The sequence below is a fragment of the Deltaproteobacteria bacterium genome (assembly GCA_028818775.1).
In the GTDB taxonomy this organism is placed as follows: domain Bacteria; phylum Desulfobacterota; class Binatia; order UBA9968; family JAJDTQ01; genus JAJDTQ01.
The window spans coordinates 1-16,011 of record JAPPNE010000071.1; the positions used below are offsets into that span (position 1 = coordinate 1).

The following is a 16,011-nucleotide window of genomic DNA, read 5'->3' on the forward strand; positions in this document are numbered from 1 at the left end:
CACTTCGGCCACGAGGCCGTGGCGGAAGTGACGGGCCGCTCCCGCCGGGTGCTCAGGATTCTGGGTAACGCGGGCGGCGATCGCCTGGCGCTCCGCAGCCGGCCGGCCTCCGCCAACCTGGCCGAGACCGCCGCGTTCATGGACGGGACCAAGCACATACTGGTGTTCTCCATGGCCGGCGGCACCGGGCGGAGCTACCACTCGGACCTCTCGTGCCCGAACACCGAGCGCCGGGTACACTACCTGCTGGAGCCCGGCTGGCGCGCCGACCAGGCGATCCAGGGGCTCGGCCGCACCCACCGGACCCACCAGGCCTCAGCGCCGCTCTTCCGGCCGGTCACCACGGACGTGAAGGGCGAGCGGAGGTTCATCGCCACGATCGCGCGCCGGCTGGACAGCCTGGGCGCCATCACCCGCGGCCAGCGCGACTCCCAGACTGCCATGGGCGGCAGCGACGCGACGCTGTTCCGCGAGAGCGACAACCTCGAGAGCCTCTACGCCAAGGCGGCCCTGAGGCGATTCTACCTGGCGCTCTGGCGCGGCGACATCCCAGGCTGGCCGCTGGCACGGTTCGAGGACGCCACCGGCCTGAAGCTCACCTGGGAAGGCTCGCTCAAGGAGGACCTGCCGCCCATGCCCCGCTTCCTCAACAGGCTGCTGGCGCTTCCCATCGCCGAGCAGAACCAGCTCTTCGCGGAACTGGAGGAGCGCATCGCCGCGGGGATCGAACAGGCCATGGAGGCCGGAACCTACGAGGTCGGCGTCGAGACCGTGAGGGCCGATTCCCTGGCCGCTGCCGGCAGGGAGACGCTGTACAGGCATCCCGGCAGCGGCGCGGCTACCGAGCTCGTCGAGATCGTGCGCCGCGACAGGATGGAGCCGACATCCGCCGACGAAGCGTTCGAGACCGGCGCCCGGACGGACGGTGGGCCGGTATTGATGGTGAACGCAAAGTCCAACCGCGCCGCGGTCGTGCTTCCGGCGCCGTCGGGCCTGTTCGACGACGGCGGCGTGCAGGAGCGCGTCCGCCTGCTGCGTCCCGCCGGGCGGGATTCCATGGCCAAGGCCGAGCTCGACGCCTCGAACTGGCGGAAAGCTCCCGAAGCCGAATGGCGCACACTCTGGGAGGACGAGATCACCGGCCTCCCGTCCCACCGGGAGTCGCGGCTCTGGCTCGCGGCGGGGCTGTTGCTGCCTGTCTGGGATCGTCTGCCGGCTGAGAACATGAGGGTGCGGCGTCTCAGGACAGACGACGGCGAAGCGCTCATCGGCCGCGTGCTCGATTTCGAGCAGGTTCGCGCCGTGCGTTCAGCCTTCGGCCTCGCGGGCGGTCCCGCAATGACCGGCGCCGAAGCCTTCGACGCGGTCATGCGACGCGGCGCCGCCCTCGCGCTTGCCAATGGCTGGCGACTCGCCAGGCGGCGCATCATGGGCGCCGACCGGGTCGAAATCGAGGGACCCGTCGATTCCGACACCGCGGTTCTCAAGCGCATGGGCTGCACGGTCGAGATCGTCTCGTGGCGCACGCGCATCTTCGCGCCGGGGCCCGATCTCCTCGAACTCGTCATCCAACGCTGGCCGCTCGCCGCCTGAGGCCATCGCCGCGCCATACGTATCGCCGGCCGACCGTCGTACACGCCTGTTGCCGGCTCGCCGGGGGTCCGTACAGCCGGCAGGTCGGCGGCCACGGGCTTCACATCTGAAGGGAGCACTGCATGACTGCCCAGACCCTGCCCGACGACCCGAACTATGCGTTCTGCCCAAGCTACGAACTCGGCGACGAGCCGCAACAGATCCGCATCGTCTTCGAGGGCATGGACGGCTACGTGCCGACCGCGCTTGTCGCCCTGGACATCGATGCCGCCGAGCGGCTGTGCGACCGCCTGAACGCCAGGCTCGGACACTCAAGGGAGGACTGGACCGCGCTCGCGGCCCGCTCCATGTGCGCCGGAAGCCCCGAGACCGGCAACGACTCCTGCCACTGAACCCCGGGCGGGCCGGGTTGCTTCGCCGCAGGCTCGCCATCCTCGAACTCGCCGAAGCACCTTCCTTGCCGCGCCGCATCCCGCGCAGCACTTGACCGCCACTTCGGCCCGACCCTGGGCGCCGGGCGAACGATCACGGGAGCCGCCGAACAGCGATCCGCATTGCCGTCAAGGCCGGCATTTCCGCTGAATCCGGGCGCGACGCCGCCACGTGCGGTTCTCCGAGCGCCCGGGGGCAATCCCCGGGGCCGGAGCCTCTCCCTGGAGCCGGGGGAAAGCGTTCGCGGGGCGAACGCCCGGAAGGAGAGGGAGAAGGTCTCCCTCGCGCAGGCCGGGCACGGCAAGCAGCAAAGGAGGCACGGCCATGTTCCCTACCGACTTCGACTTCGAGGAAACCCTCACAGGCAGCGACCTGCTCGCAGAGATCGGGCTCAACCCCGGCGCCGTCCGGGACGTCATCGACGACGAGCACGCCAGGAGCTGTCCGGACCCCCGGGATGCGGCCGGCGGAGATCCTCTCACCGTCACCGCTGCGCTGATCGCCGGAACGGAGTGAAAGGGGGGCCTGAGAGAAGTGAACGGAAGGGGGCCGGGGAGGGAGGACTCCGGTCCCCAGACGCTCGTCAACCATCGTCATTAACCAGGAAGGAGAACCATCATGAGCTTTGGTCTGAGTGGGGACGGAGTCCTACACCGAATTTGTGGATAGATATCAGGCGCTTGCGGAGTCCGGGCAAAAACCTCCAGCGTCGAGTCATCACCATGCCAACACGGCGCTCAGACGAGGCCGCATTCGCTCCGAGGCTCCCGTGCAAGCAGGCTTGGAACTACAACAGTTTGACCAGGGTGACGATCAGACCGCCCTGGGCGATCAGTGCGCCAAACAGCCATTTCAGAAGATCCGCCTTCACCGCCTCTATGCTGGCTCTGGTTTCCTGCCGCAGGGCCTCGATATTGGCCTTGGTCTCCTGTCGCAGGGCATCCATGCCGGCCTCGACCCTGGCAATGTCGGCCTTGATCGCGGCGATATCGGTCTTGGTGGCGAGATTGGTGTTGAGGAAGGCGACATGCTCCTCGGCGAGAGTCTCGGCCTGCTTCTCGGTGAAGCCGCTCTCGGTGAGACGCTTGACAAAGCGATGAGTGTCGAAGGCAATAGCCTCGGCCATGCTTGGACCATAGCAACTCCACTAGCGCGGGACAAGGAAAATCGCCCTCCGACCAGAGCCTCCGCTCTTGCAGCCCGCATGTGCGCATCTTGGACCGCACAGGCCGAGCACCCCGTGGCTCGGGCGGAAGGCGCCCGGCGCCTCGCCGCGCTGCCGCGCATCTACGGCATGGATCGCGTGTTCCCTCACGTCTCACCTCCGATCGGCTCCACGGCCTTCTTGTATGGTTGTCAGCCTGCGCATCCATGACATACGTGGGCGTCCCGACAGACGCCTTCGCACGAGCAAGGAGCCGTTCCCAACGATTGGCGGCACACTTGCAAGGACGGTTTCTGCACGGGCGTTCTCAAGCTGGCGGAATCTACCGGGCCGTTCTCGTCCGTGATATAGACACACGCTTCAGTCATTGAGTACTTTCGGTCTGGTCCAGAATTGAACACACCCCCTTCGACATCGCCAAACGGCGGGCGATCCAGGTATCCATCGAATTTGGCGGCGGGCACCCTGTTCGAGACCAAGCGAACAGGGCTGGCCAGGATCCTGTTTGCGATCCTGCATCCGCGCCATGCCAAGGCGGCTTTGGTGAGCGCCGAAGCGGTCCAGTTGGTCTTCGGTTCGCGTTTCACCGACATACCCTTGGGTAATGTGGAAGCTGTCGACCTGGCGGGCGGCAGTCTCTATTCCGGCGTTCGGATCCGCCATGCCGCGGGCGATTCGCATGTTTCGGGTTTGCCTCGAACGGCCGCATTCGCTCTGGCCGATGCCCTCGAAACGGCGCGACGTGAGTGGTGGCGACGTACGCTTGCGCCGCAACTCGGAAAGCTCCGCTCCGTGCATCACCGCCTAGTCGAGCTTGCTGATCCTCCGAAATACCTCAGGGCCGACGCGTTGCGCGAGCTTGAGGCCGATGCGCAAGCAGTCGCCGGCAGTTTAGCAGCGCGGTGGCCGGAAGTTCTGTCGGATGTCCCGGAGTTCCAGTTGCTGCGGGACATCCTGGATTTTCTGGAAGCACCGGCCGATGCCCGGGAGAAGGCCAACAAGGCGTTTGTCGTCAACGAGCTGGGCCGCTCGCGCGAGTTCTTCGACCAGATCGAGGCTCGCCCGCTTACGAAAGAGCAGCGCAGGGCGGTTGTCATCGACGAGCGCCGCAATCTCGTGGTCGCCGCGGCCGGGAGCGGCAAGACATCGGTCATCGTGGCCAAGACAGGGTGGCTCGTCCGAAAGGGGTATCGCAGGCCGTCCGAACTGCTTCTGTTGGCCTTCGCGCGCGACACCCGCAAGGAGATGGAAGAGCGGATGGACAAGCGTCTCGGCGCCGCGATTGCCCGCGACGTGACGGTGCGCACCTTCCACGGCCTGGGCTTGGCGATCATCGGCGAAGCCGAAGGGAAGCGCCCGGCACTCGCCGCGACCGCAGAGAACGACCGAGCGCTGTTCGAATTGCTCAAGGGAATCGTGGCCGATATGCTCGCCGACCGCGAACTCTCGACCACGGTGCGGGAATGGTTCCAGGAGGGATTCGCGCCGTACAAGAGCGCGCACGAGTTCAGGAACTGGGGCGAGTACCACGACTACATCCGCAAGTTCGACATACGTTCGCTGAAGGGCGAAACCGTCCGCAGCTTCGAGGAGTGCGAGATCGCGAACTTCCTCTATCTCAACGGGGTCGCCTACGAGTACGAAGCGCCCTACGAGCACGATCTGGCGACCTCGGAGAAACGCCAGTACAGGCCAGACTTCCATCTTCCCGAACACCGCATCTATATCGAGCACTTCGGGATCGACGCCGCCGGAAACACGGCGCCTTTTGTCGATCGGGAGCAATATCAACGGGAAATGGCGTGGAAGCGTGGCGTCCATGCCGAGCACGGCACCGTCCTGATCGAAACCTTCAGTCACGAACACACTGACGGCAGGCTGCTCCGCAACCTGACGGACAAGCTTGCGGCCCATGATGTGGAGCTTTCACCGATACCGCGGGAGGATGTGTTCGCCGCTCTCGAACAACAGGGGCGGATCGATCCGTTCACGCGGCTGGTTGCGACCTTCCTGCAGCACTTCAAGGGCAGTCGGATATCCTTTGCCGACATCGAGGGACGCGCCGGCGCCCATCGGGACAGGGAGCGGGCGCAGGCTTTCCTTGCGGTGTTCCGGCCGATATTCGAGCGCTACCAGGAAGCGCTGGCCCGCTCGGGGGAGATCGACTTCCACGACATGATCAACCGTGCGACCAGTCTTGTGGAGGAAGGACGTTACCGCAGCCCGTTCGGATACATCCTGGTGGACGAGTTCCAGGATATTTCGCCGTCCCGCGCGCAGTTGCTGAAGGCGCTCCTCGACAGCACGCCGGGCGCCCAGTTGTTCGCGGTCGGCGACGATTGGCAGGCAATCTACCGGTTCGGCGGCTCGGACATCGCGGTCATGCGGGAGTTCGGAGACCATTTCGGCGCGTTCGAGCGCATCGATCTCACTACCACGTTCCGCTGCTCCGACCGCATCGCTGCGGTCGCTACCGATTTCGTGCTGCGCAACCCCGCGCAAATCCGCAAGAGGGTCCGCGCGAGGCGGAAGGCGGACAGGCCCGCGGTATACGTAGGACTTCCCGGCGAGCAGAAACTCTCGCTTCTCAAAGAGACGCTCGACCGGATCGCGGAGGATGCCAGCCAGCACGACGGAACGTCGGAAGTGCTGCTGCTGGGCCGCTATCGGCATCTGCGGCCCCGCAATCTGAGCACGCTGCCAAAGCAGTATCCAGGTCTTCGCTTCACTTGGATGACCATACACCGTTCCAAGGGTCTCGAGGCCGACTATGCGGTGATCCTCGGTCTGTGTTCGGGGAAGCACGGGTTTCCCGTCGAGATAGCCGACGACCCGCTGCTCGATCTGGTGCTCGCAGCGCCCGAGGCTCATCCGAATGCCGAGGAGCGACGCCTTCTCTATGTGGCCATCACCCGGGCAAGACGGCAGGTCTTCCTGCTTGCCGATGGCGGCCCGCCGTCGGAATTCGTTTCGGAGTTGATCGACGGCGGATACGATGTCAACGTGTTCGGTCGTCCGCCGGAGGGCGATGTATCCTGTCCGCGATGCACTCGCGGACGGATTGTGCGCCGCGAAAGCACCCGCGACGGAAGCGTCTTCTATGGTTGCTCGAATTTTCCGCTTTGCGAGCAAACGGCGCGTGCTTGCCCTGCGTGCGGAAGCGGCCTTCCCGTCAGATCCGGTGAGGCTTACCGCTGCCGCGACTGCGGCGGGGAAATCGAGACCTGTCCGGTGTGCGACGGCTGGCTGAACACCAGAATGGGCCCCTACGGTCGTTTCCTCGGCTGCTCGAATTGGCCGGACTGCGACTATACGAGAAACCTGCGCAAATCGAAAAAGGGCACGGGACTCAGGTAGGGCGACAAGTATTTTGTCGAGATCGTCAGCGACTGACGCCGAACGCGCCGCGCCACCCGTCACGGTAGAACACGCCGCTTGCTTCGGGGTGTTGCGGGCCGTAGAAGCGTCCATGCATCGAGCCGTCGCTTGCGCTGAAGGCTCCCTCGTGAATCGGAATGTCAGACCAGTGGAGCGCGGCGAATGCGCTGGCGTCGGCGCTCGACAGCGTGAGATCCATGATCGGCCGCCCCAGGTCCTTGACCGTGAGCCGAGCCGAGCCGGCGGCCCGCTCGTCGCCAGCGTGAGTAATGGCGGTCATGTCGCCGGTCCACGTGGCGCTCCCGGTGACGTCGGGATCGGTGGCCTGCCAGTCGCCGAAGGAGACGGCGTCGCCGGCAGCGGTGATGCCGAAGACGCTGTGATCGAGTAGCTGTCCGTCAACGGTCACGGTGCCCCACAGGAGGCCATTGGCGAGATGCGGGATGTCGACGGTTCCCGGCGTGAAGTTGCCAGCGATGGTGTCCTCCCCTTTGAGGCGCTGGCCCCGGCGTCGGTCGGCGGGATCGACGAACACCCCCCGGTGGATGCCGCGGCGTTGGGCGCGGGCGTCGGCCTCCTCGTCGTTGTAGTCGGTCGAGTAGGCGGCCAGGGCCCACCCCTCCCGGACGAGCCATGCGTTGACGTCGACCCCACGGGCCGTACAACGGCCGACAACGCGGCCGTAGCGGTCCGAGGCTTCCCCTGTGCACGAGATATTGTCGGCGTGCGACAGGAGGGCTTGTGTGGCCGCCTCGCCGCATTCCCAGGTCTGCCCCCAGGCGCGGCAGGTCTGGTAGGACTCGGGGGCGTCGATGCCGTGAAGCCTGTAACGGATGCCGTCGATGTCGATCGTGTCAGCGTCGACGACACGGACGGCCCGCGGCGGTTCGGGAGCTTCGAGCCGCGGGGAGGAGGAGGTACCCCCTCCTCCACAGCCGGTGAGTAGGAACAGCAGGACGGGGATCAGTCGACGCATGGCTTCCGCGCCCCGCGCTCGAAGCAGCACCACTCGCCGGCGGGGTCCGCGTCCGTCGGCATCGGCTCGCCCGGCAGCCTGCACAGATCGTTGAAGTGCGACTGCGACGCCGAGCGTTCCGTCAGTTCAACCACGCGCCACTTGGCGATGAATTCCCCCGGTGTCATGGCGCCCACCGCCGCAAGGCCGTGGATGCGGGCCGGCGGCGTCCAAGGATCGCATCGGTTGACATGGCGTCGTTCATCGAGGCATGACTTCTCGTTGCCATCATGTTCCCTTCACCATGCAGCGGCCTCGCGCCGGTTGCAAGCCGCGCCTTCGGCCAGCACTCCGTGTGGAGCGGCAACATCTGCGGACCGATCCGCGCGACGCGGTGACCACCGACCGGGACACCGTCCCATGCAGCGGCCTCGACATCGTGCTGTGCGAAGTGTGCAACACTCCCTCACTTGTAGTTTGTGCCGCGCCCGGCGTCCTGTTACCTCACGCGATCAGAAGACGACGCGGAGCACGCTCATAGATCACCTGTCGGTCATCTCGCTCAAACGCCACGACGGCTCTGCCCTCGCAGCACGACCTGCGAACGTTCACCATCATTGTGTCTGAACGCCGAGCCGGTTCCGACGGGCTGGCGCCCGTTAACTTTCTCACACGCCACGCAGCAGGCTGCAGGCCCTGCCAGACGGCGCCTCGACTGCCCAGGCGTTCGCCAGAGCCGTCACGGACGCGATACATGGCCTTGGGAAAGCTGACACCAAGCTGTACCAGCGCCGTGTTTGCGTTAAACACATGCCCGGAATCTCACGGGATTTCTGTAACACGATCCGCGTTCACCAGTCGGGGTGGACCACCGGCGGAGGCGCCTTTCCCAAGGATTCGGCGTTTTCCCAAGGTGCGCATGCGCCGACAGAAGTATGGCAGATGCCAGGTTGGTTCCCCAGAGCATCGCTCCGTGCTCGTGACAGACCCGCGCAGGCCCGTGATGGCGGAACCCCCTATGGACCCATCTTCGGGCAAGCCCTGGGCGAAACCGCGCCCGTAATCTGGATGGTTCTCGCTGAGAAATGAGCTTTGGGCGTGGCCGGAAGGAAGGCTGGTGGCTCAGAGATCGAGATCCAACTCGCGCAATATTTCCTCGGGCGCCGGCATGTTTTCCCGTTCGGACTGGGGAGCGGAATCCTGCGGGTCGCCGTCCCGCTCCATCTCCGGATCCGTCCAACCCTCGCGCCCGTCGGTTCGGTCGCTCTCCCGGTCGACTTCGGGTGCGCGTTCCACACCGTCGTTCGGGCTTTCAGCCTCCCCGACTTCCAGGTCGAAAGCCACCTGACCCTCCTTTCCGACATCCAGTTCGGCCTCCTGAGCCACCGCATCGAGCGCCGCGACCCGCTCCCCGGTGACCCGTTGCAACTGATCGGCGAGCCGTTCGGGATCATCCGTGACGAGGTCGGCCGCGTCCCGCGCCCGGCTTATGGCAACGTAGAAGGACTTCTGGTTGACCAGCTCGCGGTTCCCGGCGGGCATTGCCGCAATGATTTGGTCCACCGTCCGGCCCTGAAAGGAGTGGATCGTGGCAGCCCAGGCATGGTCGATGTGACCCAGTTGAGCATCCTTGCCGCCGAGTTTGGCGGGCGTGCCGTCCTCCAGACGGAAGCGGACGCCGTCCTTGTCCAAGGATTCCACCTCGGCAACCTGTCCGTTGGTGAGATCGGAGGACGGATCGTTGCGCGTGAACCGGATACGGTCGCCGCTCCGAAGCTCCATGGTCTCGCTTCGGAACACCTCGACCCCGCCCTTGGCCGCTGCGATCCGGACAGGATTCCACTCGACCAGGTTGCCGCGATCGTCGCGGAGATGCACCCGGGAGCCCCCGGCATCGACCCGCGCGACTTGGCGTGCATCGTTCTTCTCGACGCCGAGGGTCTTGTAGCAGCGGTTGAAAATTACCGTGTCCCCGATTTCGTAGTTGCCTGATCGGGTCATCTCGGCGCGGGTGAGACCGCGCGAAACGAGCTTCCGAACCTCGTGCGCCGAGCCGTGGACCGCGCCTTCGGCGAGAAGTCTTTCCCGTATCGTCTCGTTGATCGCGTCACGTAGCGCCCTCGTCGGCGCGATCACCCCCGCGGTCTTGCGCTTCTCCGGTGACAATGCGAGCCAGCGCTCGGCCGCATCCCGGCCGAGATGCTCCGGTTCCACCCGCGTTATCCTGTCTCCAAGCTTTTCGAAGGCGATCCTCACTTCCCCTGCCAGGCTCGCCCGCACCGCTTCCTTGAGATCGACGTCGCGCTGGCGCACGATCTCATCCACCGCGGCCGTGGCCATCCCCGCGGCCTTCAACTGCGCGAAGGGCTTCCCAGCCTCCACCCCGTCGAGCTGCTTCTCGTCCCCGACCAGCACCACGCGCGGCAACCGGAGCGCTGTTGCGATGCGGAGCAGGCCCCTCATCTGCTCGCTGGACGCCAGAGAGGACTCGTCCACCACTAGCACCGTCCTGGCTTGAGCCGCGCGAAGCTCCCGGAGACTCCGGGGAGTTGCCCGGCCCTCCACGATTCCCGCATGACGGGTCAGGTAGCGTTGCAGGGTCTCGCTCCGTATTCCCGATTCCCGGCCCAAGGTTCGCGCCGCCGAGGCGGACGGCGCAAGCCCCTTCACCCGGTAGCCGGCGCTCTCCGCAAGGGACCGGAACCGGTCGAGCATCGTCGTCTTCCCGGTCCCCGCGTAGCCCTGCACTCCCACCACCCGGTCCGTTGAGGAGAGAAGGAGCTTCACGGCCTCCTTCTGACCTTCGTTGAGCCGGCCACGGTGGAGCTTGGCGGTCGCCACCCAGCCGCGCATCAGCCGCTCGCCCGCGTCCTTGCCCTCCCGCATCCGCTCGACCGTCTCCCATTCCCGCGCCACCGCCGCCTCCGTGGCCCAGTGCCTGCCGTGCTCCGGCCCGATGGCTCCGTGAAGCTTCCCGTCCCGCTCCAGCGCCTCGATGGCCCATTCCGCTTCCTGCACCGTGGCCGAGCCCGGCTCCTGCGAGAGCGTTGCAGCCAGAAGATCCGCGTGCGAGAACACCGCCTGGCGCTCCGACAGGTGCTCCACCGCCCAGTCCACCGCGCCGGTCACGAAGTACTCCTCGCCGGAAAGCAGAGCCTCCCGGCCTGCTGGCGCCCAGGTCGAGGTCTCGGGTTCTCGCTCCGCGGCCCGGTCCATGATCGGTTCGGGCGAGAACCCGAGCGATTGCGCCTGGAGATCCCAGACCTGGCGCAACTCTCCTTTGTCCACGTCGCGCTTGGCCGCCCGTGTCATGAGAGCCGCACGGTCCGCCAGGCGCTTGTCGTCGGAAGGGTCGTCGAAGCCCCGTTCCTTCATCGCCGCCTCGATCTCCGCGCGGCGGGTGGAAAAGGCCTCGATCACCTCGCGCGGAATCCCTGAGATCTCGAAGCGCCCGTCCGGGTGGGTGCGCTCCAGCTCGTAGCCAAGACGTCCGAGTCCCTCGGCCAGCTCCGCCCGGTAGATCGCGCTGATCGCCTTCTGCTGACGGTAGAGCCCGTCGTTCACCATGGTGCGCCAGCGGCTGTCCGCGCCCTGTACCATGTTGGCGATGACGCAGTGAGTATGGAGTTGGGGATCCAGGTTCCTGGAAGTGTCGTGCCAGAAAGTGGCGGCCACCGTCTTCTGGCCGCCGGCGTGGACCATCGCTCCGGTAGTCCCGTCCTGCATCCGGGTGAGCACGGCGTTCTTCTCGACCCAGCCCAGCGTCGTCCGCACCGCCCGGTCGTGCGCTTCCACGATGCGCTCGTCGCCGCCGATCATCGCCACCAGCGACACCGACTTGGGAGCCGACATGGTTACGTCCCGGCCGGGGCGGTGCTCGATCTCTCCCTCCTTGCCGCGCCTGCCCAAGTGCGGGCCGTCGGGAACCCTTCCTTCGAGTATCGCCTGGAACGTGTCGGGATCGACCGGGCCGGCGAGCCCCAGCGCCTCCGCCCCCTTGCCCGCCCAGGCGCTCGCCTCGAGGTGCGCCGGATCGTCCTTCGCGTAGTACCCGTCGCGTTGGTAGTAGCTCACCCCCTGGGACGGCGAGGCCACCACGCCGATGGAAGCTACCATACGTTGCGCCCTCCAAAGGGTGCGCGCTTGCGGTGTTCGTGTCGGTCCATGATGCTCACATAGAGGCTTTCTGGGACGAGAACAAGACGCGAATCCACGGTTTCACAGCCCTGTCGCCTCATGGCGGCAATTGTCGGTTGACTGAAGCAGTGGCCCACGTTGGAGGCACCTCGGAGGTCTCGATTTTCCTTGTCCCGCGCCGGTGGGGTTGCTATGGTTCCGGCATCACTGCGGCCATTGCCTTCGACGCTTCGTCGAGCGCCTGACCGAGAGCGGCCTCACCGAGCAGCAGGCCGAAACCCTCGCTGAAGAGCATCTCGCTCTCCTTAAAGCCAACCCTCTTTCCCAGTCATGACGGGATGATCCCATGGCACTGAGTGAACGTGTGCTGGCGGTAATCGCCAAGGTGACACCCGAGGAACTGGCGGAGACGCGCCGTTGGTGCGAGCTCGGGGATCGTGTGCACCTGCTCAGCGATTTGACGGAGGGCCGCGTGAGCCGGACACCCCTGAAACGGAAGCGAACGGATTACATGCGCGAGTACGCGAGGCGGCGGTGCCGGGAGGACCCTGGGTTTCGGCGCAAACGGCTTGCGAGACAGGCGGAGTGGAGGAAGAAGAACCCGGAGAAGATCCGGGAGTACAATCGGGGATACCATGAGCGGCGCTATCAGCAGGATCCGGAGTTTCGTGAGCGGCGGCTGAACTACCTGCGCGAATACCGCCGGGCGCAAAAGGGAGCCGCGAAGTTGAAGGAGGAAAGGGCGAGCCCTGAGATCCCCTGAGACGGCGACGGAACTGACCTCTGCAAGAGAGCAATTCCGTAAAGAAGCCGTTCTTGCCGTACCACTGCGATGCGCTGGGTACCGGCTTAGGGTCTTCACCCTTGTACCGAGCAACCGTCCTTTCCCAAGAGCCAATGGCTATGAGGTGCTCGGACTGCGCTTCCCGTCGCGGTCACACAAGGCAGGCTCGGTCAATGGAGACACCGGCACAATGTTGGTCTTGATGTCAACGCGGGTGCCGGGATGGCTGGCGAGCACGAGCAGTCGGGATAGTGGATCTCTTACATCGCTCTTTCCCGAATGCGGCACTGCTGTCAACTCCATACCCGCGCGCCAGTTGGGTCGCCCTTCTTCAATGTGTGTTCCCGCCAACTGAAAAGGTGAGCCATGAGACGTTGGAGAGTGCTCAGATGCACATACTCGTTGGGATCCGTAATCCCCTGAGCGCGAGCCAGTTCATTATGGCAGATGGCATCCAGGACCCGGAGTATCGGCGGTTCGGTCGACTCCAAGTCTAGTCGCATGGCCTTAGCTCTGCTGAAGGTTTCCTCAGAGTCGTCCCGGGACAGCTCTTGCTCCAGCCTCGTGAAGTCCTTGACGAACTGGGCATGGACCCCGGCCCTCAGACCTGGCACAAAAATCAGCTTGAGGCTGGACACAACTGCCACCAAGAAGCCGATCCACGTGTAAGGCGCAATACCGGCCATTGCACTGGACCCTAGCAGGATCAGGAAGAAGGAAGACAACCGGTCCACGAACTCGAAGTAGGCGCGTCGCCTCAAGTGATATCGGACGGATCGGCGAATTCCGAACATCAATTCATCGCGGGCTCTGTCCATTCCCCACCTACTCATCCTTCGGCGGTGGATTGTCCGGGGCTGGCGGCTGCGGGTTGATAGGCGGTTGGACGGTGTCTGTTACCGAAACCGGTGCCCTGTCCTTTCTTACGAACTCTGACCTTGGCGTTGGCTTGGGGGCCGGGCGGTCCTTCGGATCATCGTTTTGCAATACCTTGCCCTCCGGCTTCTGGGAGGTCCATCCCGACCTCCCAGACTCGCCCTAACACGTCACTGAAAACACGTCAAACGAAAGGAGGCTCAAGTTGCCGGGCTTTTCAGGGATCGTATCCCAACAAGAGGCCAATCGCAAAGTCGAGCATCTCGGGATCATTGTTCAGGAAGTCGGCAGGGAATCTGCCTGCGACCGTGCAATTGTCTTCGAGGACGACGGGGCACCGGCGATTACCGCGACGCCTGATCGGCGGAAGTGACCGCGTTCACGGAGACGCGAGTGGTCGAGTCCAGACATAGATGGCGCTTCTCATTGATGGACTTGCGCGCGATCTTCGGGTATAGGAATGAGACGGCTGGAGCAGCAGACATGGTGACAGCGAGTGTAAACAAGCCCCGCCCGCTCTTCCCATGAAACGTATCCTCTGATTCTTACACCATCTGCAAATCGACATGGCGCGCACCAGCGAAGTTGCGTTGAACGGACACTTGGCCGAGGTCTTGCGGGGCAAGCATCCGCTCTGGAAGAACCATCTCGGTGTAGAGCAGACCGGCGTCTTTCCTGATCATCCACGACTGCGGCCGGATATTCTCGTTCAGCCACCGAATGCGCAACCCGTGGTCGTAGAGACCGAGTATGCGCCAGCCGTCACCGTGGAAGAGGACGCGAGGACCAGGCTCGGCCTGATCCCCCGGAACTCCGCCGATCCCATCGAGCAAGCCATCGCCGTACGCATTCCAGAAACCCTGCGCCGCAATCAGGCCGGCCTAGCCGGGCGGATTGCGGCCGCCGATTTCGACTACTGCGTCTTGTCCGGTGCTCCAACCTCGCCGACGCGTTGGCCAGCGACGGGTTGGCTGACCGGAGGTATCGACGACATCGTCCGGTGTATCGAGCACGCTATGGTGTCGCAACGTTTGGTTGACGAGAGCATGCTGGTTCTTGAACGTGGCGTCCGCATTGCGACCCAAGCCATCGAGGATGCCGTCGAGAGTGGCTTCACCGATGTCGAGAATAGCATGGGAGAGGTGCTCAATCAGCGTAGCGGAGAACAGACCAACCGTATGGCGATGACCATTATCGCCAATGCGCTGACATTCCATTCAACGATCGCTGGCACCCACGACATCCCCTCAGTTGCGCGACTTCGCGCTGACGCGCTTGGCTCTCTTCAGATTCCAATTTTGGACACATGGCGAAGGATACTGGAGGAGGTCAACTATTGGCCGATTTTCAAGGTGGCGTCCGACCTTCTCGTCCCTGTACGAGCGCCGACGGCCAATAGGATTCTGGACGCACTGGTTGCCGTGGCTGATCGGCTCGCCGACCTCGGTGTGACCACACGGCACGACCTGGCCGGGCGGATGTTCCAGAACCTGATCGTTGACCGGAAGTTCCTTGCCACGTTTTACACCTTGCCGACAAGTGCGACCCTCTTGGCGGAAATATCCGTAGGCCGACTAGATACTGATTGGAGCCGCCTCGACACGTATCCGGAACTCACTATCGCCGACCTTTCATGTGGTACAGGCACGCTGCTGTCTGCCGCATACCATGCGGTTCTCTCCAGATACCGCCACGCCGGCGGCGACGATGGCCAAGTTCATCGACGAATGATCGAGCACTCCGTAGTGGCGGCAGACATCATGCCTGCGGCGGCGCATCTATGCGCTTCGCAGCTATCCAGCGTCCATCCAACGGTGGCCTTTGATAATACCCGCGTGTACACCATGCCCTATGGGATCAGCACCGACGAAGAGAGCCACGGTGGGACTGCCATCGGATCTCTCGACCTAATCGCTGCTGATCAGACACTGGCTCTGTTCGCAACGGGGCAACGACAAGTCCATGGCGCTCAGGGCGAGATCGAGATACGGGATATCAGGCTCCCTCACGAGTCGGTCGATCTCGTGATCATGAACCCTCCCTTCACACGGCCGACCAACCATGAGGTGACGGATGTTCCAATACCGTCCTTTGCCGGGTTTCGCACAACGAACGACGAACAACGCGCCATGTCCAATCGATTGGCGCGAATCCGTCACGCGCTGAAAAAGCCCGCCGGTCACGGAAATGCCGGTCTGGCTTCCAACTTTATCGACTTGGCTCACGCCAAAGTAAAGCCAGGTGGTGCCGTCGCCCTTGTGTTACCCATCGCTGTGGTTCAGGGCGCTTCGTGGCAACCGGCCAGGGACTTGCTTGCCGAGCAATACTCGAATGTTGCCGTGATTACCGTCGCATCCGCAGGCAATACAGACCGAGCCTTCTCGGCTGACACCGGTATGGCGGAGGCACTCATAGTGGCGACGAAAGGGCGACAAAACGGCGTTCCCGGTACCGAGGCGACGTTCGTGAATCTCCATCGGCGTCCGCCGAGCCTGCTGGAGGCCGCTGAAGTGGCCAAGTTGGTCGGTCGGTTGCCAGCGAGATCGCTGTCTGGACAGATCCGAGCAGGGAATCAGGAGCTGGGGAGCTACATACGTGCCCCGTTGAACGAAGGTGGATGCGCGGCACTGCGTGAATCCGTGCTCGCCGAAGTGATGATCGGGTTGCGTCGAGGGGAATTGAGATTGCCCC

At 64.4% G+C, this 16,011-nt stretch carries 11 protein-coding genes; 6 read left to right on the forward strand and 5 right to left on the reverse strand.

The features are described from left to right. The 3 genes from OXU42_08840 to OXU42_08850 form a co-directional block, all read left to right on the forward strand. Positions 1–1,593, forward strand: a 1,593-nt coding sequence (locus tag OXU42_08840; protein ID MDE0029487.1) for a strawberry notch C-terminal domain-containing protein, incomplete at its 5' end; no start/stop codon positions are given. Between the two features lie 122 nt (positions 1,594–1,715). Further along, positions 1,716–1,985 (forward strand): hypothetical protein, encoded by a 270-nt coding sequence (locus OXU42_08845; GenBank protein ID MDE0029488.1) that lies wholly within the window; start codon positions 1,716–1,718, stop codon positions 1,983–1,985. Positions 1,986–2,349: 364 nt separating this feature from the next. Beyond that, positions 2,350–2,541, forward strand: coding sequence for a hypothetical protein (locus tag OXU42_08850; GenBank protein MDE0029489.1), 192 nt, complete (start codon positions 2,350–2,352; stop codon positions 2,539–2,541). Between the two features lie 271 nt (positions 2,542–2,812). On the opposite strand, the gene OXU42_08855 is transcribed toward OXU42_08850, so the two are convergent. After that, positions 2,813–3,151 carry a DUF1640 domain-containing protein gene (locus OXU42_08855; protein ID MDE0029490.1) on the reverse strand — a complete coding sequence of 113 codons (339 nt, stop codon included), beginning with the start codon at positions 3,149–3,151 and terminating at the stop codon, positions 2,813–2,815. Positions 3,152–3,640: 489 nt separating this feature from the next. Here OXU42_08855 and OXU42_08860 point away from each other — a divergent pair, with 489 nt between their 5' ends. Beyond that, positions 3,641–6,547, forward strand: coding sequence for a UvrD-helicase domain-containing protein (locus OXU42_08860; GenBank protein ID MDE0029491.1), 2,907 nt, complete (start codon positions 3,641–3,643; stop codon positions 6,545–6,547). A 25-nt stretch (positions 6,548–6,572) separates the two neighbouring features. Here the strand turns inward: OXU42_08860 and OXU42_08865 are convergent, their stop codons facing one another. From OXU42_08865 to OXU42_08875, 3 genes are all read right to left on the reverse strand, one after another. Beyond that, the gene (locus OXU42_08865) at positions 6,573–7,544 is read right to left on the reverse strand and encodes a thermonuclease family protein (GenBank protein MDE0029492.1); all 972 of its coding nucleotides are present in this window, start codon (positions 7,542–7,544) and stop codon (positions 6,573–6,575) included. Further along, positions 7,532–7,711, reverse strand: coding sequence for a hypothetical protein (locus OXU42_08870; protein MDE0029493.1), 180 nt, complete (start codon positions 7,709–7,711; stop codon positions 7,532–7,534). Before OXU42_08870 ends, OXU42_08865 begins: the two co-directional genes overlap by 13 nt. A 934-nt stretch (positions 7,712–8,645) precedes the next feature. Beyond that, entirely contained in the window at positions 8,646–11,639 is a 2,994-nt protein-coding gene (locus OXU42_08875; GenBank protein MDE0029494.1) for a relaxase domain-containing protein, read from the reverse strand. Between the two features lie 367 nt (positions 11,640–12,006). Here OXU42_08875 and OXU42_08880 point away from each other — a divergent pair, with 367 nt between their 5' ends. Beyond that, positions 12,007–12,423, forward strand: a complete 417-nt coding sequence (locus OXU42_08880; GenBank protein MDE0029495.1) for a hypothetical protein — start codon at positions 12,007–12,009, stop codon at positions 12,421–12,423. 314 nt (positions 12,424–12,737) lie between these two features. Here OXU42_08880 and OXU42_08885 read toward each other — a convergent pair whose 3' ends face one another. Next, positions 12,738–13,262, reverse strand: coding sequence for a hypothetical protein (locus OXU42_08885; protein ID MDE0029496.1), 525 nt, complete (start codon positions 13,260–13,262; stop codon positions 12,738–12,740). 624 nt (positions 13,263–13,886) lie between these two features. Here OXU42_08885 and OXU42_08890 point away from each other — a divergent pair. Then, positions 13,887–16,011: hypothetical protein (locus OXU42_08890; protein ID MDE0029497.1), on the forward strand; the 2,125-nt coding region annotated here is incomplete at its 3' end.

Bases quoted from the DNA above. Each gene is read 5' to 3' on its own strand.
- OXU42_08845 (MDE0029488.1), top strand. From the start codon at position 1,716: ATGACTGCCCAGACCCTGCCCGACGACCCGAACTATGCGTTCTGCCCA.
- OXU42_08850 (MDE0029489.1), top strand. From the start codon at position 2,350: ATGTTCCCTACCGACTTCGACTTCGAGGAAACCCTCACAGGCAGCGAC.
- OXU42_08855 (MDE0029490.1), bottom strand. From the start codon at position 3,151: ATGGCCGAGGCTATTGCCTTCGACACTCATCGCTTTGTCAAGCGTCTC.
- OXU42_08865 (MDE0029492.1), bottom strand. From the start codon at position 7,544: ATGCGTCGACTGATCCCCGTCCTGCTGTTCCTACTCACCGGCTGTGGA.
- OXU42_08870 (MDE0029493.1), bottom strand. From the start codon at position 7,711: ATGACACCGGGGGAATTCATCGCCAAGTGGCGCGTGGTTGAACTGACG.
- OXU42_08875 (MDE0029494.1), bottom strand. From the start codon at position 11,639: ATGGTAGCTTCCATCGGCGTGGTGGCCTCGCCGTCCCAGGGGGTGAGC.
- OXU42_08880 (MDE0029495.1), top strand. From the start codon at position 12,007: ATGGCACTGAGTGAACGTGTGCTGGCGGTAATCGCCAAGGTGACACCC.
- OXU42_08885 (MDE0029496.1), bottom strand. From the start codon at position 13,262: ATGGACAGAGCCCGCGATGAATTGATGTTCGGAATTCGCCGATCCGTC.